This window comes from Flavobacterium sp. 103, assembly GCF_003096795.1.
In the GTDB taxonomy this organism is placed as follows: domain Bacteria; phylum Bacteroidota; class Bacteroidia; order Flavobacteriales; family Flavobacteriaceae; genus Flavobacterium.
In genome coordinates, this window is record NZ_QENX01000001.1 from 3,456,901 (window position 1) to 3,480,349 (window position 23,449).

General features: G+C 36.6%; 18 protein-coding genes. 5 read left to right on the forward strand and 13 right to left on the reverse strand.

Features of this window, described 5'->3' with window-relative positions:
- Positions 1 to 9 precede the first annotated feature (9 nt).
- From C8C85_RS14695 to C8C85_RS14705, 3 genes are all read left to right on the forward strand, one after another.
- Positions 10 to 1,359, forward strand: coding sequence for a sensor histidine kinase (locus C8C85_RS14695; RefSeq protein ID WP_116797738.1), 1,350 nt, complete (start codon positions 10 to 12; stop codon positions 1,357 to 1,359).
- A 109-nt stretch (positions 1,360 to 1,468) separates the two neighbouring features.
- Positions 1,469 to 1,852, forward strand: coding sequence for a response regulator (locus C8C85_RS14700; RefSeq protein WP_116797739.1), 384 nt, complete (start codon positions 1,469 to 1,471; stop codon positions 1,850 to 1,852).
- Complete coding sequence (locus tag C8C85_RS14705; protein WP_116797740.1) at positions 1,845 to 2,888, forward strand: adenylate/guanylate cyclase domain-containing protein; 1,044 nt, start codon at positions 1,845 to 1,847, stop codon at positions 2,886 to 2,888. Before C8C85_RS14700 ends, C8C85_RS14705 begins: the two co-directional genes overlap by 8 nt.
- A 95-nt stretch (positions 2,889 to 2,983) precedes the next feature.
- Here C8C85_RS14705 and C8C85_RS14710 read toward each other — a convergent pair whose 3' ends face one another.
- The 9 genes from C8C85_RS14710 to C8C85_RS14755 form a co-directional block, all read right to left on the reverse strand.
- Complete coding sequence (locus C8C85_RS14710) at positions 2,984 to 3,400, reverse strand: cupin domain-containing protein (protein WP_116797741.1); 417 nt, start codon at positions 3,398 to 3,400, stop codon at positions 2,984 to 2,986.
- 141 nt (positions 3,401 to 3,541) lie between these two features.
- Entirely contained in the window at positions 3,542 to 4,600 is a 1,059-nt protein-coding gene (locus C8C85_RS14715; RefSeq protein WP_116797742.1) for an NAD(P)-dependent alcohol dehydrogenase, read from the reverse strand.
- Positions 4,601 to 5,129: 529 nt separating this feature from the next.
- Positions 5,130 to 5,564: a DUF6526 family protein gene (locus C8C85_RS14725; protein WP_116797744.1), complete on the reverse strand. Its 435-nt coding sequence runs from the start codon at positions 5,562 to 5,564 to the stop codon at positions 5,130 to 5,132.
- A 36-nt stretch (positions 5,565 to 5,600) separates the two neighbouring features.
- On the reverse strand, positions 5,601 to 5,786 hold the full coding sequence (locus C8C85_RS18710; RefSeq protein WP_116797745.1) for a Thivi_2564 family membrane protein: 186 nt from the start codon (positions 5,784 to 5,786) through the stop codon (positions 5,601 to 5,603).
- A 255-nt stretch (positions 5,787 to 6,041) separates the two neighbouring features.
- A complete protein-coding gene (locus tag C8C85_RS14735; RefSeq protein ID WP_116797746.1) occupies positions 6,042 to 7,145 on the reverse strand; it encodes an NADH:flavin oxidoreductase in 1,104 nt (367 codons plus the stop codon).
- A 380-nt stretch (positions 7,146 to 7,525) separates the two neighbouring features.
- Positions 7,526 to 8,944, reverse strand: coding sequence for a TolC family protein (locus C8C85_RS14740; protein ID WP_116797747.1), 1,419 nt, complete (start codon positions 8,942 to 8,944; stop codon positions 7,526 to 7,528).
- A 65-nt stretch (positions 8,945 to 9,009) separates the two neighbouring features.
- Positions 9,010 to 12,234, reverse strand: coding sequence for an efflux RND transporter permease subunit (locus C8C85_RS14745; RefSeq protein WP_243412113.1), 3,225 nt, complete (start codon positions 12,232 to 12,234; stop codon positions 9,010 to 9,012).
- A 9-nt stretch (positions 12,235 to 12,243) separates the two neighbouring features.
- Positions 12,244 to 13,386 (reverse strand): efflux RND transporter periplasmic adaptor subunit, encoded by a 1,143-nt coding sequence (locus C8C85_RS14750; protein ID WP_116797748.1) that lies wholly within the window; start codon positions 13,384 to 13,386, stop codon positions 12,244 to 12,246.
- A 218-nt stretch (positions 13,387 to 13,604) separates the two neighbouring features.
- The gene (locus C8C85_RS14755) at positions 13,605 to 14,183 is read right to left on the reverse strand and encodes a TetR/AcrR family transcriptional regulator (protein ID WP_116797749.1); all 579 of its coding nucleotides are present in this window, start codon (positions 14,181 to 14,183) and stop codon (positions 13,605 to 13,607) included.
- Positions 14,184 to 14,588: 405 nt separating this feature from the next.
- Between C8C85_RS14755 and C8C85_RS14760 the strand changes: the two genes are divergently transcribed.
- Positions 14,589 to 14,846, forward strand: a complete 258-nt coding sequence (locus C8C85_RS14760; RefSeq protein WP_116797750.1) for a hypothetical protein — start codon at positions 14,589 to 14,591, stop codon at positions 14,844 to 14,846.
- Between the two features lie 222 nt (positions 14,847 to 15,068).
- On the opposite strand, the gene C8C85_RS14765 is transcribed toward C8C85_RS14760, so the two are convergent.
- The 4 genes from C8C85_RS14765 to C8C85_RS14780 all read right to left on the reverse strand — a co-directional run bounded on the left by C8C85_RS14765 (position 15,069) and on the right by C8C85_RS14780 (position 22,247).
- A complete protein-coding gene (locus tag C8C85_RS14765; RefSeq protein ID WP_116797751.1) occupies positions 15,069 to 15,968 on the reverse strand; it encodes an alpha/beta hydrolase family protein in 900 nt (299 codons plus the stop codon).
- A gap of 521 nt (positions 15,969 to 16,489) precedes the next feature.
- A complete protein-coding gene (locus tag C8C85_RS14770; protein ID WP_116797752.1) occupies positions 16,490 to 17,575 on the reverse strand; it encodes an efflux RND transporter periplasmic adaptor subunit in 1,086 nt (361 codons plus the stop codon).
- 1 nt (position 17,576) lies between these two features.
- The gene (locus tag C8C85_RS14775; RefSeq protein ID WP_116797753.1) at positions 17,577 to 20,849 is read right to left on the reverse strand and encodes an efflux RND transporter permease subunit; all 3,273 of its coding nucleotides are present in this window, start codon (positions 20,847 to 20,849) and stop codon (positions 17,577 to 17,579) included.
- A gap of 12 nt (positions 20,850 to 20,861) precedes the next feature.
- Complete coding sequence (locus C8C85_RS14780) at positions 20,862 to 22,247, reverse strand: TolC family protein (protein ID WP_116797754.1); 1,386 nt, start codon at positions 22,245 to 22,247, stop codon at positions 20,862 to 20,864.
- A gap of 163 nt (positions 22,248 to 22,410) precedes the next feature.
- Here C8C85_RS14780 and C8C85_RS14785 point away from each other — a divergent pair, with 163 nt between their 5' ends.
- A complete protein-coding gene (locus C8C85_RS14785; RefSeq protein ID WP_116797755.1) occupies positions 22,411 to 23,445 on the forward strand; it encodes a sensor histidine kinase in 1,035 nt (344 codons plus the stop codon).
- The last annotated feature ends 4 nt before the right edge of the window (positions 23,446 to 23,449 follow it).

Genomic DNA, 23,449 nt, shown 5'->3' on the forward strand with positions numbered 1-23,449 from the left:
TATTTAAATATGAACTTTGATTATATCCTATTACTAATCGTTTTTAGTCATTTGCGAAGAGCATTGCAAAGTAAAATTTTATTACCGAAAATAGATAAATATTTGGCAATAGGTTTTTGGTTCTCGATTGCACTTATGATTGCGCAACTTATTTTAGATTCCCATAAAGGTATAACCGCTTGGATAGCACATGCAATGTTATTTTCTCTAATCTACTTTTGCCTTACTCAAAAAGAATTTAAATCTGTTAAGTCTTTTATTTATTCCATATTACCTTTTGTAGTTGTGAATTTTATAGAAGATTGTATTGAGTTGATCAATTCTCCTTTTCATGATGAATGGAATAATTATTTTGATACGGCAATCTTTTTTTCAATCGTTTGGTTTTTTGCCATGTTTTTCATTACCAGAAAACAACGAAAAGAAATGGAAAAAGAACAGTTAAAAGCCATTGAGTTTGAAAAAGAGTTTCAACAGTCTGAAATTTTAAAAGAAAAATTAGAAAAACAAGTAGCAGAGCGTACAGCTGAAATCCTTGGTCAAAAAGAAAAATTGCAAAAGGCCCTTGATAAACTCAAAACTACGCAAGTGCAATTAATACAATCTGAAAAAATGGCTTCACTTGGTGAACTCACAGCAGGAATTGCCCATGAAATTCAGAACCCACTAAACTTTGTCAATAATTTTAGCGAAGTGAGTAGTGAACTTCTGGATGAAATGAATGAAGAAATTGAAAAAGGAGATTTTGAAGAAGTGAAAAACATTGCAAGCGACATCAAAAAAAACTTAGAAAAAATAAACTATCATGGCAAACGGGCCGATAGTATTGTAAAAGGAATGTTGCAGCATAGCCGAATAGGGAATAATGTAAAAGAACCCACAAACATCAATAAACTTGCTGATGAATACCTTCGGCTTGCCTATCACGGACTTCGAGCCAAAGACAAAAGTTTTAATGCTGACCTAGTTACCGATTTTGATGAAAACCTACCTAAAATAAATGTGTTGACACAAGAAATTGGCCGTGTATTACTGAATTTATTCACAAATGCTTTCTATGCTACACAGCAAATGCAGAAGAAATCAGGAGAAACCTACAAACCAATGGTTAGTGTGAAGACTGTACTAAAAGATAAAGGAATTGAGATAACAGTAAAAGACAATGGAATTGGAATCCCAGAAGCTATCAAAGAGAAAATAATGCAACCGTTCTTTACCACCAAACCAACAGGGGAAGGAACTGGTTTAGGCTTGTCATTGAGTTACGATATTATTGTTAAGGCGCATGGTGGTAGAATTACTGTTGATAGCCGAGAAAATGACTATACTGCCTTTACAATTTTCCTTCCACTGGAATAAAAGTAAAATATTCAAATAATAAAATTTGTAAATTTAATGGTGCTTAAATGATTGATAGTTAGTGATTATGGGTTGCTGTTTAAATAATAATAATTTTAAATATGTTTAAATGAAGATATTAGTAGTAGACGATGAAGCCGATATACAGCCGCTTTTTTTGCAGCATTTTCGCAAAGAATTACGTCATCATGATTTTGAATTCGACTTTGCTCTTTCGGGTGAAGAAGCGTTGGAATATCTTAATGGTAATAGCTTGGAAGTGGTGCTAATTCTATCTGATATTAATATGCCAGGAATGAGCGGTATTGATTTATTATGCAAAATCCGACATGATTATAAAGACTTCTCACCGGTTGTGATGATGATTACCGCTTATGGGGATGAAGAAAATTACAAACAGGCAATGGAAAAAGGTGCGGATGATTTTTTGACAAAACCGCTGGATTTTAATCTATTAAAAGAGAAACTAAAAAAAATCATGGACAATGGCTAAGATACTTGTAGTTGATGACGAAGCAGATTTAGAGATTCTGGTAAAGCAAAAGTTTAGAAAAAAGATTCGGGAGAATGTTTACGAATTTATTTTTGCCCAGAATGGGGAAGAGGCTTTGCAGAAAGTTTCGGAACATCCAGACTTGGATATCATATTGAGTGATATTAATATGCCAATAATGGATGGACTAACTTTGTTGAGCAGGTTGCCCGAGGCCAATCCTATGCTGAAAGCGGTTATGGTGTCTGCTTATGGAGATATGCAAAATATAAGGACAGCAATGAATAGAGGTGCTTTTGATTTTGTCTGTAAACCCGTTGATTTTGATGACTTGGATTTAACTATGGAGAAAACCATAATGCATGTCAAACAATTGCAGGAAACCATAAAAGCAATCAAGGAGAATAATATTCTGAAGATGTATGTAGATGAAAATGTAATTAATTTTATGACCAATAAGGAGTTTGAAACCAGTCTTCTTAAAAATGAAATGCTGGAAGCCACGGTACTTTTTGTAGATGTCTGTGGATTTACTTCAATTACAGAACAATTTCCGGCAAATACAATCGTGAATTTACTTAACGGATTATTTGATACAATCGTAAAAGAAATTATTGCCCAGGAAGGCCATGTAGATAAATTTATGGGCGATGCGGTTATGGCTGTTTTTAGAGGGAAATATCATCTGGACAGGGCTATTGATGCAGGACTTGCTTTAAAAAATCAAATCAAAAACATAGAAGAAATAACAGTTGGAGATAAAAAATACAAACCGGAAATTTCAATTGGTATCAACTCTGGGGAAATGGTTTCCGGAAATATTGGTTCGGCATCTTTAAAGCGATTTGATTATACCGTTATCGGCGATGCAGTAAATACGGCTCAAAGGTTGCAAAGTGTTGCCAAACCAGGTCAAATCCTTATTTCAGAAGCAGTTTTTAATATTGTAAAGGAATCTTTTAAGTGTGAACTAAATGGTGAATATGTTCTAAAAAACAAATCGGTATCCGTAAACACCTATGAAGTAATTGAATGAGTTTTTTAGTTCTTTAAATACAAAAAAAACGGTATTACTTAAGTCTTGAGTAATACCGTTTTTTGAAGGTGTGAATTTTGAATTAATTACCTTTTTTAGTGATTGTAACTATTGAATTCCTCATCGGTTACTCTCTCCAGCCAATCAACAGCTCCTTTTGGAGTAACAGCAGTAATGGCTAAATGAGTTAGTGCATGATCTCGTGAAGCACCATGCCAATGTTTAATATCGGCAGGTATTTTGATTACATCGCCTCTCTGAATCAATTGAATCGGTTTACCTTTTTCCTGATAATAACCAATTCCGTCGGTTACAATAAGGATTTGGCCACCCGGATGCGTATGCCAATTGTTTCGGGCTCCTGCTTCAAAAGTTACGTTACCAATCACACTGTTGAATTCATTTTCATTCACCAATAATTTAACCCAGGCATTTCCAGTGAAATAATCAGGATTTGCTTTATCGCCTTGAGGGAAAAGAGGGTTTTGTTCTATTTTATCTGTTGTGGTCATGTATTTTTTTTATTAAGATTCTAAGTTGCTAAGATACTGAGTTACTAAGATTTTGAATTAATGAAAAAAGTTTTCAAGTCACAATATAATGCAGTTTTTCAATCTTAGAGTCTTAGTAACTCAGTATCTCAGCAGCTTTTCTCATCCTTTAAGCGAAGCCATATCAATCACAAAACGGTAACGAACATCACTTTTTAGCATTCTTTCGTAGGCTTCGTTGATGTCCTGCATTTTGATTATTTCAATTTCGGATACAATGTTGTGTTTACCGCAAAAATCTAGCATTTCCTGGGTTTCGGCGATTCCGCCAATCAAAGAACCCGCTACCGATTTTCTTCCCATTATCATCGGAACAGTATTTAAAAACGGTTCCAGACCGCCCAAGTATCCCACCAAAACCAAAGTTCCATTGGTATTCAAAGTCCCCACATAAGGATTTACATCGTGAACATAAGGAACGGTATCAATAATCAAATCGAATTTTCCGCCTACAGCACTCATTTGATCATCCTCAGTTGAAATTATAACAGCATCGGCACCCAAGTCCAAAGCGTCTTTTTCTTTACCTGGACTTCTCGAAAATAAAGTGACTTCTGCACCCAAACCTTTGGCCAGTTTTATGGCCATATGGCCCAAACCGCCTAAACCTACAACGGCAACTTTACTTCCTTTTCCAACTTTCCAGTGACGAAGTGGTGACCAAGTCGTAATACCGGCGCACAACAAAGGCGCAGTGGCGGCAAGGTCAAGATTGGCAGGCACTTTCAGAACGAAGTGTTCTTCGACCACAATTTTTTCAGAATAGCCTCCATAAGTCATACCTCCCAAATATTTGTCCGGACTGTTATAAGTACCAATCCACCCATTAGAGCAATATTGTTCTAAGTCGTGTTTGCAGTTATCGCAAGTGTGGCAAGAACCGACCAAACAGCCGACAGCGGCAAAATCACCCACTTTTAGTTTGGTGACTTCGCTTCCTACTTTAGTCACTTTCCCCACAATTTCGTGGCCAACAACAGTCGGATACGTCGTAAATCCCCAGTCATTTCTGGCGGTGTGTAAATCCGAGTGGCAAACGCCACAATACAAAATATCGATTTCAATATCTTTCGCAGTTGCGTTTCTGCGTTGGATATCCATTTGTTTTAAAGGAGCATCAGATGCCTCAGTGCCGTAAGCTTTTACATTTGTGGTTTCCATTCGATTAGATTTTAAATTATTTTTTTAAATATGTTATTTTAAGGCACATAAAGATACTGAGTTTTTGGTTAATTATTTAATATTGTGCGAATTAACAAAAGTTTTTTCATGGTTTTTAGGAGCAGAAAATCCATTTTCATAAACATATTCAGTCCCGCTGTCTACTATATTCCCGATTAAGAAAAAACTACGGCAAAAAAGCCTTGTTTTTCTAAATCGGGAGATGCCGTTTCCATCGGGGCTAAACGAGGAATTTAGTTTTTCATAAAAATTTTGCCCAATTGTATTGTTATGCTTCATACTGGCAAGAGCTTCTCGTTCGTACATACAATTAACTCAACAGTATCCTAAAACTATCATTTGTGGTAAAAGAATTAGTTGTTTTTTATACTGCCAATTTGGATCAGAAAGTGAAGGTCTTCCAAAGGCCTGCATACATTTTTTCAGAATGTAAGCCAAGCAGATGATGGTGAAGGGCTAGGGAAGTTGAATAATTAGATTATACAAGTTTGTCTGCAGTTATTAGCATTTAAACTCTATTGTAATCCCCTTTCCAGTTTTTAATTGCTTTTTTAATTTCAGTTCCTGAAAGATTTTCATAAAGCGTCTTTTCAACCAGTTTTACAAATTCATCATCCGGAGCAAATCGTAAAGCAAATAACTGATTATCTTTTAATCGTTTTTCGAAATTCTCCATTTTTTTTCCGGTAAGAGAAAAATATCGATATCGGAGTTCCAAGCGTACAATTCTATTTTGTAAAGTAAGTGCATAATGTTGACGCAGCATAAAAGCTAGAAAAAACAACACAATAAAAATAGCACTGATAAAAGTCCAAATCAATTGATCTTCTGAAGTAAAAATGAAATACACACTAAAAACCAACAATGTCATTACAACCGGATAATAAATAAAATGATGCGGCGTATAATATCGAATGTGATTTTTAAAGGATTGTTTTTTCATGCCTCTTATTTTTTATATCATGCTTCAAGTTATACTTTACACATGTATATTCATTATATTATCAAAAAGCCCAAATACTTTAAGCAGCCAGATAATAACAAAGATTACAACGACTATGTTAAAGATATTTTTGATTTTAGAATCCATCGGGATATAAGTGTTAACGAGCCAAAGAAGGACACCTACAACAATTAATACGAGCAATACGGTAATTAATGGCATAACATTGAAGTTTTAAAGTTAAACTCAAATGTATTTCACATTTTACTGAAACTCTTTATATAATTATTTTTAAATGTTGCATAATTCAATTCCTAAACAATTGTGTCCTATACTATTGTTACTAATTGGAAACCTTATTAAATGAAAAAACGCTGTCAAACCGAAGTCTTACAGCGTTCATCAAATTAAATAATAAAAAAAGGGTATTATCTGGGCTGTTCAGTTGCTGACACAGCTTACTTGTCTGCAAATTTATTACAATATTAATTCGGCTAACGCTTCTTTACTGAATCCTACAAGCTCATTAGTTTTTCCAGATTTTATTTTTGCAGTCCAATTTGGGTCAGAAAGTAAAGGCCTTCCAACGGCAACCAAATCAAAATCGCCTCTGTCGAAACGTCTTGTCAGTTCATCTAAAGAGACAGGCTGAGAACTTTCGCCAGCAAAAGCACCAAAGAAATCACCAGAAAGTCCAACAGAACCAACGGTAATGGTTGGAGCTCCGGTTACTTTTTTAGCCCATCCTGCAAAATTCAGATCCGATTTTTCAAATTCGGGTTCCCAGAAACGGCGTTGTGAACAATGCAGAATATCAACTCCCGCATCCACAAGAGGCGTAAGCCAAGCGTCTAATTCCTGCGGTGTTTTCGCCAGTTTATAATTGTAATCAGAAGGTTTGAATTGAGAGAAACGCATAATAACCGCAAAATCATTTCCGACTTGTTTCCTGATTTCTTTCACGACTTCAATTGCAAACCGACTGCGTTCCTTCAATGTTTTTCCGCCATAAATATCAGTGCGTAAATTAGTTTCCGCTCTAAAGAACTGGTCGATTAAATAACCGTGCGCACCGTGAATTTCGATAGTGTCAAAACCCAATCTTTTGGCATCGGCAGCAGCTTTTCCGAAAGCAATAATGGTGTCCTCAATATCTTTTTCAGACATCGTATTTCCGTTATTGAAATCAGGACGATTCAATCCAGACGGACCTTCAAAAGGCACCGGCGGAACCCAGCCCGAATGGTGATTGTCCATAATTCCCATATGCCAGATCTGCGGCCCCATTTGACCTCCGGCTGTATGCACTTTATCAATCACTTTTTTCCATCCTTTTAGTGCTTCATCGCCGTAAAAGTGAGGAACATTTCCATCATTTGATGACGAAGGTCTATCGATGACAGTTCCTTCGGATAATATTAAACCAACTTCACCCTCAGCTCTTTTTTGATAGTAGGAAGCAACTTCATCAGTCGGAATTCCGTTTGGAGAAAAGGAGCGCGTCATTGGCGCCATTACGATTCTATTTTTAAGATTTAGCGTCTTCAGATTGAAAGGCGTAAATAAATTAGTTGTACTCATATTATTTATAATTTAGGTGTTATTAATTTTTATTTTTAGGAGCAGAACATTTGATATTTCATCAACAGTTGTCCCGCTATTCGTTACAATCTTGTGAGCCGAACCCCGGCTCACAAGGATTTCCACTACTATCGGGGCTAAAAGAAAACATTTGGTATTTTTATAATCATTTAAAAAAAATTATAGCCTAAGTTCGATTATTCAACAATTTATTATTTTTTGAATATCCTGCAAGGTTTTTTTTCAACCTTGTAGGTATGATTACAGATTATAAGATACCTACAAGGTCTCGAAAAAGACCTTGCAGGAACATTAACTGACATAATTTATTTGTAAATAAGTTTTGTACCATATTAATCGAACTCAGGTTAGAAATTATTTTATCTCCAACCGCCGCCCAATGCACGATATAACTCGGTATTGGCAGATAATTGTTCTCTTTTGATGTTAGCCAGTTCCAGTTCGCTTTGCAATAAACTTGCCTGTGCTGAAAGTACTTCAAGGTATTCTGCCATTCCGTTTTTGAATAGCATTTTCGCATTTTTGATGGCTAGTTGCAAGGTTTTGACACGCTCTTGCAAAATGGATTCTTGTTGGTGCAATTTCTCCACTTTTACCAAAGCATCCGACACTTCACTAACCGCTAATAACACCGATTGTCTGAAATTCAAAACTGCTTTTTCTCTTTCCGCTACAGCGATATTATATTGCGTTTTTAATTTTTTGTTATTCAATAAAGGCTGTGTTAGACCACCGGCAACAGTTCCAAATAAGGAAGCCGGAATGTTGAACCAGTTACTAGATTCAAACGAATTTAATCCGCCTTGAGCTGTAATTCTTAATGCAGGATACAAATCGGCTTTAGTGATTCCAACATTTGCATTCGCAGATTTCAGAGCCAATTCAGCACTTTTTACATCAGGTCTTCGGCTTATTATTGAAGAAGGAATCCCGATTGAAGCATTATTTTTCACTTCAACAGCACTAAGAGCAATGCTTCTTTTTTTCGAATTTGGGAATGAACCTGTTAATACGCTCAAAGCATTTTCCTGAATCGCAATGTTTTGTTCCAATAAAGGAACCAATTGCGCCGCATTTAATTTCTGCGCTCCCGATTGCTGAATAGCTAATGAAGTAACCTGTCCGGCATCAAATTTCAATTTGATGATAGTGGTAGTGCTGTCAATTAACTGCACGTTTTTCTTGGCGATTTCTAATTGTGCGTCCAGCATCAAAAGATTGTAATATCCATTTGAAACATTGGCCACAACAGTAGTCTGCAGTGCTTTTTTTACTTCTTCCGATTGAAGATAATTAGCAAAAGCTCCTTTCTTCTGATTTTTGATTTTCCCCCAAATATCGGCTTCCCACGAAAGTGAAACTCCGGTAGAGAAATCATCAATATGTTTTGCACCTAAAGCCTGATCCAGAGTTCTTCCCGTAAAACTGTTGTCAGAAGGATTGTTGGTATTGGCAGTCACAAATAAATTGGCTTGCGGTACATTTCCCCATTTGGATTGTGTGAATCTGTATTGCGCAATTTCGATGTTTTTAGTTGCGATTTGCAAATCATTATTTCTGACTACGGCACTGTCAATCAGTTGAATAATATCTTTTTCTGTAAAGAAATTTTTCCACTCCAAATCACCGATGCTTGCGGTGTCTTTTGAAACCGATGCATTCCTGAAATTCTCAGGAAATGCATTTTTTGGAGTTTCAATATCCTTCGAAACAGTACAGGATATTATTGTGGTGATCAAAAAGGCGATCATCACGGTTTTGGTTATATACTTTTTCATTTTTACTTTTTCGTAATTAAATTTCTGGACAGCTATCTTTTTTTGTTTCAAGATCTTTTGACACTTTATACGCTATGTACGTGAGGCTGATGATGATTGTCACCAGAATTGTTGTGATGTAATTTTCCATTTTTGTTTTCGTAGTTATGAGTTACAGCTACTGGTTTTCCAGTAACTTTTTCTTGTAAATATTGGAATACGATGAATAAAACAGGGATGATCAACAACCCTAGAATTACTCCCGAAACCATTCCTCCGGCGGCACCAATACTGATAGAGTGATTACCTTGAGCCGATGGACCTGTGGCGTACATCATTGGAATTAATCCAACAACGAAAGCCAGTGATGTCATTATAATTGGACGTAAACGCAGTTTTGCAGCGTCTATTGATGCTTTGACTAATGCTTGTCCAGATTTTCGCTTTTGGACAGCAAACTCTACAATCAGAATCGCATTCTTGGCGAGCAGTCCTATAAGCATTACCAAGGCAACCTGCACATAAATGTTGTTTTCGATTCCGGTCAAGCCAATGGCTACAAATACTCCAAAGATTCCTGCTGGGATGGAGAAGATTACTGCCAAAGGCAAAATGTAACTTTCGTACTGTGCAGCAAGCAGGAAGTAAATGAATATCAGACACAATAGGAAAATTGTAGTTGATTGTCCTCCCGAAGAAATCTCTTCACGGGTTTGCCCTGAGAATTCATAGCTGTAGCCTGCAGGTAATTGCTGTTTTGCCACTTCTTCAATTGCTTTGATGGCGTCTCCAGAACTAAATCCAGGTTTCGGAATCGCATTCACCGAAATTGAGTTGAACAAATTGTATCTCGAAGCCGTTTCAGAACCATAAATACGGCTTAGTTTTATCAAAGTATTTATCGGAACCATTTCGCCGTTTTTGTTTTTTACAAATACACGGTCAATAGCTGTCGGATCTGCTCTGTCGGCAATATCTGCTTGGACAACCACTCTGTAATATTTTCCAAATCGGTTAAAGTCTGATGCCTGTGCGCTACCAAAATAAGCCTGCATAGTCTGCAGTATGTCTTTGACTTTTACGCCTAATTGATCGGCTTTAGTGTCATTAATGTCTAATTGCAATTGCGGATAATCAGCTTTGAAACTGGTAAAGGCGACAGCAATTTCTTGGCGTTTCATTAATTCTCCAATGAATGTCTGTGAAATACCGCTGAACTTATCCAATTTACCACCCGTTTTATCCTGTAATACTAAATCCAATGCTTCAACATTACTAAAACCTGGTACAGTTGGGAAACTAAACACGAAGAAACTGCCTTCGGAAATCGCGCCTAATTTGCCACGAACCTGATTCATTATTTCATCAATATTTTTAATGCTTCCGCGCTCTTCATTTGGTTTAAGCAATACAAAAACAACTGCCGATGACGGGCTTGTAGAATTTGTCAATAAGTTGAAACCTGAAATGGCGGTTACAAATCTTGAAGATTCCAAACCTCTTAAAGTATTTTCAGCTTTAGTCATTACTTTTTGAGTTCCATCTAGAGAAGTTCCCGAAGGAGTGTTTACAGCAATGGCTATAAATCCTTGATCTTCTGTTGGAATAAATCCTGATGGAGTCGTTTTTACCATTACAATAGTTGCAATTGTAATTAAAGCCAAACCGCCTAAACTAACCCATTTATTACGAATTAAGAATTTTAGCCCGCCAACATAACGGTTGGTTAATGACTCAAAACTATTGTTGAATCCGGTAAAGAATTTCTCTTTAAATCCTTTTTTCTCATAAGGAGTATCTCCGTTAGCGTGATTATCTTTCAAAAATAAAGCGGCAAGGGCAGGACTCAATGTCAAAGCATTTACAGCCGAAATTACAATCGCAATTGCCATAGTGAAAGCAAACTGACGGTAGAAAACTCCTGTTGAACCTTCCATAAAACCAACCGGCAGGAATACCGCAGCCATTACCAGTGTAATCGAAATAATCGCACCCGTGATTTCGTGCATGGCTTCATGCGTTGCTATTTTTGGAGACAGATGTTTGTGCTCCATTTTGGCATGCACGGCTTCGACGACGACAATCGCATCATCGACTACAATACCAATCGCCAAGATTAAGGCAAAAAGCGTTAAAAGATTGATCGAAAATCCGAATAACTGCATAAAGAAGAATGTTCCTAAAATCGCCACTGGTACTGCAATTGCGGGGATTAAAGTCGATCTAAAATCCTGAAGGAAGATAAATACAACGATAAATACCAATATAAATGCTTCAAGTAAAGTATGCTCTACTTGTTCAATAGATTGATCCAAAGAAACTTTTGTGCTGTAGAAAATATTGTGTTTTATTCCGGCAGGAAAATCTTTGGAGGCTTTAACCATCAATTTGTTAATCGCAATCTGAATGTCATTCGAGTTAGATCCCGCCAGCTGAATAACACCAATTACGATTCCTTTTTTACCATTCAAACGTGTTAAACTGTTGTAGGAGTAGGCGCCAAGTTCAACTCTTGCCACATCTTTTAATCGAAGTACAGAACCATCAGAATTCGAACGTATGGCAATATTTTGATAATCTTCGGGTTTGGTTAGTTTTCCTTTGTATTTAATCACATATTCAAAAACTTCGGTGCTTCTTTCTCCAAATTTACCCGGAGCCGCTTCCAAACTTTTGTCCTGAATAGCTGCCATAACTTCATTTGGGGTCACATTATGAGTGGACATTTGAGTTGGATTCAGCCAAACGCGCATAGAGTAATCTTTTACGCCTCCAAAAATACTGGCAGCGCCAACTCCTGGAATACGTTTGATTTCAGGAATAATATTGATTTGAGCATAATTGGCAACAAACGTCTGGTCATATTTGGACTCATCGGCGGTGTACATACCGATTGCCATAATAAAACTATTTTGTTGTTTAGCAGTGATTACCCCTTGCTGAACCACTTCCGCAGGCAATTGACTTGTAGCCTGTGCCACTCTGTTCTGAACGTTTACTGCAGCCTGATCGGCATCAGTTCCCAATTTAAAGAAAACCGTAATCGCAAGCGTACCGTCGTTACTGGCAGTGGAACTCATATAAGTCATATTCTCCACACCATTTATAGATTCTTCCAGCGATGGCGCAACAGAACGCAACACCGTTTCTGCGTTGGCTCCCGGATAAACCGCCGTGACCAGAACCGAGGGAGGAGCAATGTCAGGAAACTGTTGTAAAGGCAATTTCGTAAGACCAAGTATTCCTAATATCACCAGTAAAATGGAGATAACGGTTGCCAGTACGGGTCTTTGTATAAATATTTTGAACATCTGTAAAAATTATTTTTTGTTAATGATTTGAGCAATTTTAGTTGCTGCTTTTTCAGGCTGAATCAATTGTCCTTCCTGAAGTTTATCGATACCGCTTAATACAATTTGGTCACCCGATTTTACGCCGTCTTTGATGAGGTAGTTTGCACCGCTTTTACCGATAACTGTAATAGGCATTTTGGTAACCTTGTTTTCTTTGCTTACGGTAAAGACAAAAACTTTATCCTGCATTTCTATTGTAGCCGATTGCGGTACCAAAATCGCATCGTCATGTTCTAATCCTAAACGAACTTTCCCTGTGTTTCCAGAACGTAATGTTTTGTTAGGATTGGAGAATTTTGCTCTAACGGTAATAGCTCCAGTGGTTTTATCAAATTGTCCATCGACCATATCAATTTTTCCCGTTTGTGGATAATCGCTGTTATCAGCCAATATCAAAGTAACCGGAGGCAGGTTTTTTATTTTGTCACCAATACTGTTTCCTGCATATTGTGATTTAAATTTGATAAAATCGGTTTCACCCAAAGAGAAATAAGCATACACTTCCTGAACATTTGAAAGAGTTGTTAATGCCTCAACATCTGTTGCAGAAACTAAGCTTCCTTGTTTTTTTGGCAATCTTCCAATATATCCATTTACAGGAGCCGTAATATTGGTATATCCTAAATTGATTTTTGCAGATGCAGCAATTGCTTTGGCCTGTTCGATATTGGCAGCGGCAATTTTTTGGGAAGCTTTAGCCGATTTCAATTGATAATCAGAAACGACTTTGTTTTGAACTAATGGAGTTAGTTTATCAACTTCAAGCTGTGCGTTGATGTAAGACGCTTCGGCTGCGTGAAGACTGGCCAAAGCATTGTTCAATTGCTCGCGGTAAGGACGTTCGTTTATTTTGAACAAAGTCTGCCCTTTAGTAACATAAGCGCCTTCATCGACCAAAACGCGGTCTAAATTCCCGCTTACCTGCGGACGGATTTCAACATCCACAGTTCCTTGTATGGCAGCAGGATATTCAGCATCAGTGGTGGTGTTTTCGGTAGTGACTGCCATAACGGGCAGGAGGGGAGCGGGCGCAGCGGCAGGTGCCTGCGATTTATCAGAACAGCTGATTAAAAATACAGCCATTAAACTTAAAAAGATGATTTTTTTCATGATAGGGATTAGTTTTAAGTTAGTCTTAAATATTGTAGTTGTTTTTGAAATAAACGTTTCAGAATTCATGGTGTTTTTTATTTAAAGGTTAGTAATTGGCTGTAGTCATAATTTTGAAACAATCGTTTCAGAATCAATGCTGTAATTTAAAAATTCGTAGGCGCCATTGTGTATTGTTTCTGAAATAAACGTTTCAGAAAGTAGATAAAAAAAGGGGCTTATTTAAATATATTTTTAATCAGGAATTCTGACATTTTTTTGATTTTGATAGGATTTCCATGAAGGATATACGATTGCTTCCATCCAGTAAAAGAAGTCGCAATGTACTCAGCCATTAATGAAGCATCTTCTGTATCGTCCATTTCGCCATCATCCATAGCTTTTTGAACTATTGTTGCCATAAATTCGATGAAAACTTCATTGTTTTTACTCATCTGGTTTCGGACAGTGGAATCATCTGGAGCAATTTCGAAAATCGTTTTCATACCCAGACAACCTTTGTCGCAGGATACAACCCAATCAGCCTTATCAGTAATAATTTTAATCAGTGCAGCTTTGGCTGATGTTTCTTTAGCCACTTTTTCTTTTATTTCCAGCATAGCATTATCGAAATAATTGCCAATGCATTTCATAAATAATTGATGCTTGTCGCCAATGGTGTTGTATAAACTGCTTCTGTTGATCTGCATAGCATCCACTAAGTCCTGCATAGAAGTAGCATTATATCCTTTTTCCCAAAAGACATTCATTGCTTTTTCAATTTTTTCGACCTCGTTAAATTCTACACATCGAGCCATAAGACTTCATTATTATTTTGCAAATGTAAAACTATTTTTGAAACAAGCGTTTCAGAAACAATATTTTTTTAATTTTTTTTCAAAAGAGCCATTTTTTGCATCTGCCTTAATTCAAATTTGTATTCCATTTATTGTAGATTTTGGGGAAGATTTTTATGATTTTTAGGAGCAGAAAGTCTATTTTAATAAACATATTCAGTCCCGCTGTCCGCTACAATCTTGTAAGCCGAACCCCGGCTTACAAGGATTTTTACTTCCATCGGGGCTAAACGAGAAATTTAGTTTTTCATAAGGAGATTTTTCAATATAAAAAACTGATAATTATGCAACAATAAAAGTTTTGGTTGAAACTATATTATTTTGTTTTAGGTTAATTTTATAATAGTTATTTTAAAAACAACGATTATGAAAAAGAGAGACAATCAACTTGATAAGAGTAAAAAAAATCAAAGTGTAGCTGAAATTGCCGAGCAAGGTTTTATGGTAAGAAACGGTCACAACCCAAACAACCCAAATCCGTTGGAAGACCCTACTTCCAATGAAACAAATGATAATTTAAACACAGATTTAGATTTAGAAGATGACGAGTTTGACGCTGATGGAAATTTGAAAATTGTGAATGATGAACTTGATAATCCTTCCGATTCAAATCGTCATAAATAACTATAAATTAACAAACCAATTTTTTTTTCAAAATTGAATTTGTATGGATTGTTTTGCTTTTTTTTTATTTTGTAATGTGTTGAATTCTAAAGACAATTACGGAAAAAGTCGGAATACTTTTATTACGTTTATGATTTTTTAAGAACTTTTTAAGAAACACAAAGTCAGAGACATTTGCCGAGCATACATGTTTCCATAGAACTCTTCGGGGAGCGGGGTGTTTTATTTAGATGCTTTAGACTTCTTAATATTCAAAGCTTTCTGTTTTATCCATTGAATTGAAATATCAAAAGGTTCTGTAATATTGCCAGAAGAAGTATTATGTCCTAATGTTGAAAACAAGGTGTATTCGAAAGGTTTGCCTTGAACTTTAAATGTATTTAATTGTTCTATACACAACTTTACCGGAATTTGGATGTCTTTCTCACCAAAAAGCCAAAGCCCTGGAATTGAAAGAGTATTCAAGGAAATTTTTGGGTCAGTAGCTGTAAATTGATATCTGTCTAGGTCATTTTTAGTATGGTCAAGAGCATCTGCTTCTGTATGGTTTTCCCAAAAATTATTGTTTCCATTAGTGTAAAACTGAAATCGAAGTTGTTCTAGGGTTGTAATTGTAGGGCAACTAAATAAAACCATAAACTCTATTTTAGGATTTTTGCTTGCAGCAATTGGGATTATCCATCCTGCCTGACTGAAGCCGACTAATCCAATAGGTATTTTTTTATCTTTCAAATAGGTTCGAAATGTATTTACTGCCATACTTGCATCTTGAGATAATAAATTAAGATTAGTAGTGTCAATATTATTCGTGCCAACAGAAGGTCCTACATATACACCACCAGATTCTCCAACTCCACGTTTATCATAGGTCAGTACAGCAATACCTTCTTTGGCAAGGCGTTTAGCGAACTCCATTTCTCTTTTTACAGGGTCAGAACCATGAACAATTACAACTGCTGCAACTGTTTTTTTAGGTGTTAAAATTGAGCCTGCAAGAGTGATGCCATCACTTTCAAACGTTACATCTTGAATGGTATAGTCTGTTGATTGAGAAAATACCATATCTGGTAAAACTAGTATTGATAACCATAGAAGTAAATTATAGAAAAAGTTACTATTCATTTTAGTTTAATATAAAAATTGTTTTTGAATGACTCTGCGTGTTAGTTGTTGCCAAATTTCTCGCGCTTCTAGAGGTTTACAAGTTATGAAAACGAGTATTTTCGGCTAATCGAAAGTACGATAAAAACTATAAACTAACAAACCAAAAATTTTTTGCAAAATTGAATTTGTATTGATTGTTTTACTTTTTTTTAATTTTGTAATGTGTTGAATTCTAAAGACAATTACGGAAAAAGGCGGGAGGCTTTTAATAGATTTACCTTTTACAAGAACATTGAAAAAAGTTCGAAGTCGGGAGACTTCGAAGAGCGAGAAAACTTTTATAAGTTTTCAGAAGGATTTTTATAGAGTAAAGCATCTTTTAAATCGCAAAAGCCCTAGCCCTGATAGAAGGGTAAATCCTTTTGTGCCGGGGTTCGGCACAAAAGATTGAAACGGATAGCAGGAATAAGCTCCTAAAAAAAAATGCCGTAAAACCTAAGTCTTACAGCACTTTCTTCCCAAATTAACCTAATTAAAAACTATTCCTTTATATCATCACCGTCCTTAATTTCCTCATTTGCTTTACTAAGTAAAACATCATTTTGTTGTAATGAATCACTGAAAACTTCAATTTTATCATCAACTTCAAGTCCAAGGCTTACTTTGACGCGTTGTGCTTTTTTGTTGACTACTTTTATCAAAAAGATTCCTTCTGCTGTATTCACAACCGCCGATTTAGGAACAACAAAAGTTTCTTTTTTGCTGTTAAGTGGTAGGATCACTTCGGCAACCATTCCCGGGAGTAATTTTTCATCAGAATTGATTACATCCAGTTCGACACGTTCCGAGCGTAGTTTGAGGTCCAGTGCTCCGGACATTCTGCTGATTTTAGCTTTGAATGTTTCGCCACGTAAAGACACTACATTAAACCCAATCATATCACCCACTTTTAGGTAACCTGTGTACGCTTCAGGCACAGATAACGATAGACGAAGTTTCTTTTGGTCCTGCACAGTCAGCAACGGAATTTGGGCTCCTTGTCCCACATAAGCTCCAGTGTTTACATTTCGTGCCGTTACTTTACCGTCAAAAGGAGCACGTATTTGTAAATAGTCTTGAATCGATTTGATTTCCTTGTGTCCAGCACGGGCAGCGGCTAATTGTGCAAAGTCTGAATTCTTTTTGGACAAAGCCAGTTCCAAGTCATTTTTAGAAATCGTTCCTTCGACCTTGCTTGTTTCAAGTAATCGTTGGTAGGTGCTGTTGCTGGCTGTATAAACCGCTTCTTGCGAATGCAGGCGAGATTCAGAAGCCGATAATTGCGAACTGATTTCGGGTGCTTCCAGTTCAATTAGCAATTGACCTTTTTTTACATCAGAACCAATATCTACTTTAAGTGTTTTTACATAACTGTTCACTTTGGCATATAAATCCACTTGACTAAAACCGGATAACTCGGCCGGTAAACGCAAGTCGGTGGTTAGTTTTGATTTTACCAAAGAAAAGGTTTCCATTTTAGGTTCTAATTCGGCAACAGGCTCTTCTTTTTTATTCGAATTGCAACTGCTTAGAATAAATAGTGCTACAAAAAATAGCGCGGTCGGTTGTAATATTTTAGTGTTCATTTTATGATTTTAGTGATGATATATAATGCTCGCTTTCTTCGTCTTCAGGGTCTAAAGAGATCGATTTTATGGATGTTTTTTCTTGTGCCCAGGCAAAAATTAAAGGCAAAATCAGCAATACGGTAAAGGTCGAAAATAATAATCCACCAATTACGGCTCTTCCCAATGGAGAAACTTGATCGCCTCCTTCGCCATGTCCAATCGCCATAGGCAACATTCCCGCAATCATGGCCACAGAGGTCATGATAATAGGGCGAAGTCGTAAGGCAGCTGCTTCCCGTGCCGATTCTAAGGCGTTACCATTTCGTTTTCGTAATTGTTCGGCATTGGTGACCAGTAAAACGGCATTGGCGATTGAAACCCCAACCGACATGATGATTCCCATATACGATTGTAAATTTAGCGTTGAACCAGTAATCGTTAGCATTAATAAGGCTCCCAGAACTACAGCCGGAACGGTTGTCAAAATAACAGCAGAAACTTTGAACGATTGAAAATTGGCGGCAAGCATTAAGAAAATGACAAATACGGCAACTAATAATCCGAGTTGTAAACTGCTTAATGTTTCTTTCAATACTTTGGTCATACCAATGGGTTCGATAAACAAACCACGAGGCAATTCCCCTAATGAACTTATCGTTGCCGCCACATCTTTAGTCGCTTTCCCTAAGTCGGTTTTATAGGTATTTGCAGTAACGGTGATGTAAGGCATCGCTCCTAAATTGTCATTCTCACCACTTACAACTGTAGGTGTGATTGTAGCCACATCACTCAAAACAGGACGAAGCGAATTTTTTAACAGCGGAATTTCATCGATGTCATTTTTGCTTTTCATTTGGTTCAAAGGCACTTGCACCTGAACGTTATAGGACAAGCCCGCTTTTTCATCAATCCAAGTATTTTTTTCGGTATATCTTGAAGAAGATGTCGAAGCGACTAAAGAGCGTGAAATATCATTCATGTCAACACCCAATTCGGCTGCGCGCTTTCTGTCTATGTTAATATTCATTGCAGGATAATGAATTGGCTGTCCAATTTGCACATCTCTGAAATAGGATATTTTCTTTAATTTTTCGACTATTTGATTGGCATATAACTCATTTCTTTTTTTGTCTTTTCCAGCAATTCGAACTTCAATTGGAGTAGGGGAACCTTGGCTCAATACTTTGTCTGTAAGCTCGATTGGTTCAAACGAGATTTTCACATCAGGCAGAATCTTTTTAATTCGGGCTCTAAACGCGTCTTTAAAATCCTCCATATCAGTTTCGTAATCTTTCAAACTCACTTGAAAAACCGCCTCATGCGGACCAGCCATAAATAAATAAATTGGGTTAATGGAGAACAAAGATGGATGTTGACCCACATAAACCGATGAAATACCAACGTGTTCTTTGCCCACCATTTTGTTTAATTCTTTCAATACCAAAACCACTTTTTCTTCTGTACGTTCCAATCGTGTTCCGTCTGCAGCTCTCATTCTAAGTTGAAACTGACTCGAATTTACTTTTGGAAAAACATCTTTCCCGATGGAAGTAATAAATACTACTGCCAAAAGTGTAATTCCGATAAGATAAGCTAAACTGCTTGCTTTTTTGTATGGGAAAAGACGGTCCAGCGTTTTCATGAATCGAATTCTGAATCGTTCAAAATGACTTATTTTATGGTCATTATTAAAATCGTCTCTTTCAACCATAACCTTTTTTTGGCTGATGATATCTTTTTCGGATTCCGGTGTTAATCCGCAAGCATTAAACTCGGCTTCATCATCTGTAATATTTGGGGTGTGTTCCATTTTTGGATGGTCTTTCATCAACCAATTGGCCATAACGGGAACAAAGGTTTGCGATAATAAAAATGAAAATACCATCGAAAAACCAATTGCTAAAGCCAGAGGCAAAAACAACGCTCCTGGGATTCCTACCATCGTAAAGGCAGGGGCAAAAACGGCCAAAATACAAAGCAGAATCAGCAGTTTTGGCAGCGCAATTTCTTTACAGGCGTCCCAAATGGCGAGTGCCTTGGGTTTTCCCATATCGAGGTGTTGGTGAATATTTTCTATGGTTACCGTACTTTCATCCACCAAAATTCCGATAGCCAAAGCCAGCCCGCTCAATGACATCAAATTGATGGTTTGTCCAAATAATTTCAAGAATAAAACTCCCGAGATAATAGAAATCGGAATCGTTAAAATCACAATTATGGCGGCTCTTCGGTCACCAAGGAATAATAAAACCATTAATCCCGTCAACACCGCTCCGATAATCCCTTCGGTAATTAAACTTTTCACCGAATTGATTACATAAACGGATTGGTCAAATTCATATGATAATTTAACATCTTCGGGTAATGTGCTTTGAATTTTTGGTAATTCAGCTTTCAGTTTTTTAACCACATCCCAAGTTGAGGCATCGCCCGCTTTGGCAATACTGATGTAAACAGAACGTTTTCCGTTGACCAATGCATAACCTGCCGTGATATCAGCACCATCTTTTACGGTAGCCACATCGCCTAAAGTCAGGTTTTGAACTCCGCCTTTAAACAACGGAATTTTTTCAAAATCCTTAACTTCTTTAATTGTATTGTTTGTGGGCGTGATGTAATTTTTATCTCCAATTCGTACGTTTCCGGAAGGAGCGGTAAGGTTGTTTAGTCGTATTGCTTCCACAATTTGATCAGGTGTCATATTATGGGAACGCAACAAATCAGGATTAACATTTACTTCTATTGTTCTCGGGCTTCCGCCAAAGGGAGCCGGCGATAATAAACCGGGAATAGAAGTAAAGGAAGCACGAACATATACGTTTGCCATATCCTGTAATTCATTGTTGGATCTGATTTTACTGCTCAAAACCAATTGTCCGATCGGTAATGAAGAAGCATCAAAACGAATGATAAAAGGCGGTTGTGTTCCGGGAGGAAATGCCGCTTGAATTCTATTCGAAAGCGCACCCAATTCCGCAGCTGCCTGCGCCATATTGGTGTTTTCATAATAGGTCAGTTTCATAATCATCAAACCTTGGATATTCTTGGTCTCCACTGATTTTATACCATTGGCAAAAGGAAGAATATTCACGTAGGTTTTTCCAAAATAAGCTTCCATTTGGTCAGGAGTATATCCTCCAAAAGGATGCGCAATATAAATTACCGGAAGGTTCATTTTGGGTAGGATATCCACTTTGATATCTTGTATGGCACCTATTCCAAAAAAGAATAAGCCTGCTACCAGTACCATTATGGAAATGGGTTTGCGGAGTGCAAATCGTATTAAATTCATCAGGATCTTTTATTAAAATTCATTTATAAATAAGTCAAAATTGCCTATTGCGGCTACTTTTAGCAAATACGATTGCCAAACATTATTGTTGACGATATCACGGTCAATTTCGGCACGATTGAGAATAAATAGCGTTTGCGTCAAATCAGTCAAATCGGTTAAACCATTTTTGTATAAAGTTGATTTTTGCAAATAAGCCTGGGCGGCTGCTTTTACCTGAATAGGGGCTTCGGCATAATTGTCAAGCGTGATTCTTATTTTGTCATCGGCCAAAGTCAATTGTGATTTTAGTTCACGGTCAGCTTGGTTGTATTCTTCCTGTAAACCTTGCGAAACAAATTTTTGGGCACTCACTTGTTTGCTCGTTCTAAACGGAGTAGTCAAATTCCAGCTAATTCCGATTCCAACCAAATAATTGGAACGGTCAGGATTCACACCATCCAAATAATTTCTGCTGAAAGAATTTCTATCCAATGCATAATCATTATTAAACCCGGAAGCACGCGTTTGCACAACACCAAAAGCACTCATCGTTGGGTAGTAAAATCGTTTGTATAATTTGACTTGTTGATTGCTGTAGTCAATTTTTGTTTTGTAGAATTGAAGTAAAGGATGTAAACTATCGCTGGCTTTTTCATCCATTATGATGTTTTTTGGAATTCGATTCACAAAAACGGTATCGGTGATGATGTCCTGAGGAGTAATCCCCATCAAATCGACCAATTTATTGTTTTGTTCCTTTACCAAATTTTTAGCCAGATTTAAGGCAATTTTGGCTTTAGAAACCTCGGCTGTCGCCAAAGTGGAATCAACTCCGGCAAGTAAACCGTTTTTGACTCTTGCAACAGCATTCTTCCTGAAAACTTCGGTACGACTTAAATTCTTTTGCTGTGAGATCAATAGTCTTTGGCTGGCCAATAAATTCAGATAAGCAGAAGATATTTTAATCTCTTGTTGAAATCGTTCTTGTTGTAGGTCATTTTCACGGCTCTGAACATCAATTTTCGCCAGATTGATTTTTTCTTGGGTTTTCCCAAAAGTAAAAAAGTCCCAATTCACGTTGGCCAAATACAAAGCGCCAAAAGCGGCATTCCAGTTTTGTTCTGCCAATGTTGGGCCGGAAGAAGCGGTTCCTAAACCATTAAATCCATATAAAGGGCCATTTTGCCCATTGATAGTTCCGTAATCCTGCTGGGCAGATAGATTAAGGTTGGGTAAATAATCGCGACGAGTTTGTTTAAGTGTCTCTCGCGAAGCATTGGCGTAATTGTTTTTTGCTTTTATAGAACCAAAGTTTTCAAGACCCGTTTTTATGGCTTCTTTCAAAGACAAGGTCTGTGAGTAACTCACGGAGGCAAAAATCATGAAAAACAATATAGTGATTTTTTTAAAACACATAAAATTCAAAATATAATTAGTGGCACAAAATTATTTCACTTGCAGGGAAATACCCTTTCTTAAATGATGTAATACGATTATAAATGACCAATTCAATTGGTCATTTATTAGAAATAAAAACGAAATATTAGTGGTTAATTTGCAACCTATTTAAGTATTTCTAATGAATAAAAAATTTGATAATTTAATGGACAACAAATGGTGGCAAGAAATTGCCGTTGTTGGTTTTTCATTGACGATTTATACCTTAAAGAACGATTGGATGTTATTTAGTTCTTTGGCATCCATTTTAATGGGTATTTCTTTCTATCTCATTTTGTACATACACGCCCAATTCAATCGTTTTTTTCTGCTTCCAGTACTATTTAAGGGACAAAGACCATTAACTTATTTGTCTTTAACTTTATTGGGAGTATTAGTATTTTCGGTTCTTTTATTTGAAATGTCTACTTTGGATATTTTCAGTAAAAGTCATTTGTATCAAAACTCACATCAAAGAAGCTATGTGTACCAATTGGCGAGTGTTTTAGGGACATTGGTTTGTATTTTGAGCCCGATAATTGTTTTTAAATTTTATAGAATTCATAAAAAACAAACAGACGAAACTTTACTGTTTAATCAAATGCAGTTGAATGCACTCAAAGGACAATTGAATCCACATTTTTTATTCAACACGTTCAATACGCTTTACGGAATCAGCTTAGAATTCCCAGAAAGAACCTCTGATTTGATTATGAAAGTGTCGCAACTCATGCGTTATCAGCTTGAAAGCAACAGTAAACAAAGTGTCTCTCTTGAAGATGAACTTGATTTTATAAACAGTTACGTGCAACTTGAAAAAGAACGTGTAGGTTACCGTTGCGATATTACGTACGATTGCAAAATTGACAATGAAAATGCCTATAAAGTGTCACCGATGTTACTGATCGCTTTTATCGAAAATGCTTTCAAACACGGAACTTGTGCCATAGAAAAATGTTTTGTCCGAATCATAATTACTGTTGAAAACGGTTTGTTGCATTTACATGTTGTAAATTCCATTCCGAAGAAAACAGACGTTGTTTCTACTAAAATTGGTTTAAAAAACACTATAGAACGTTTAAATTTAATTTACGGTAAAGACTATAAATTAGATATTCAAGATGACAAAAATACGTATATTGTAGATTTGAAATTACAACTCAAAAAGACTTTATAATGAA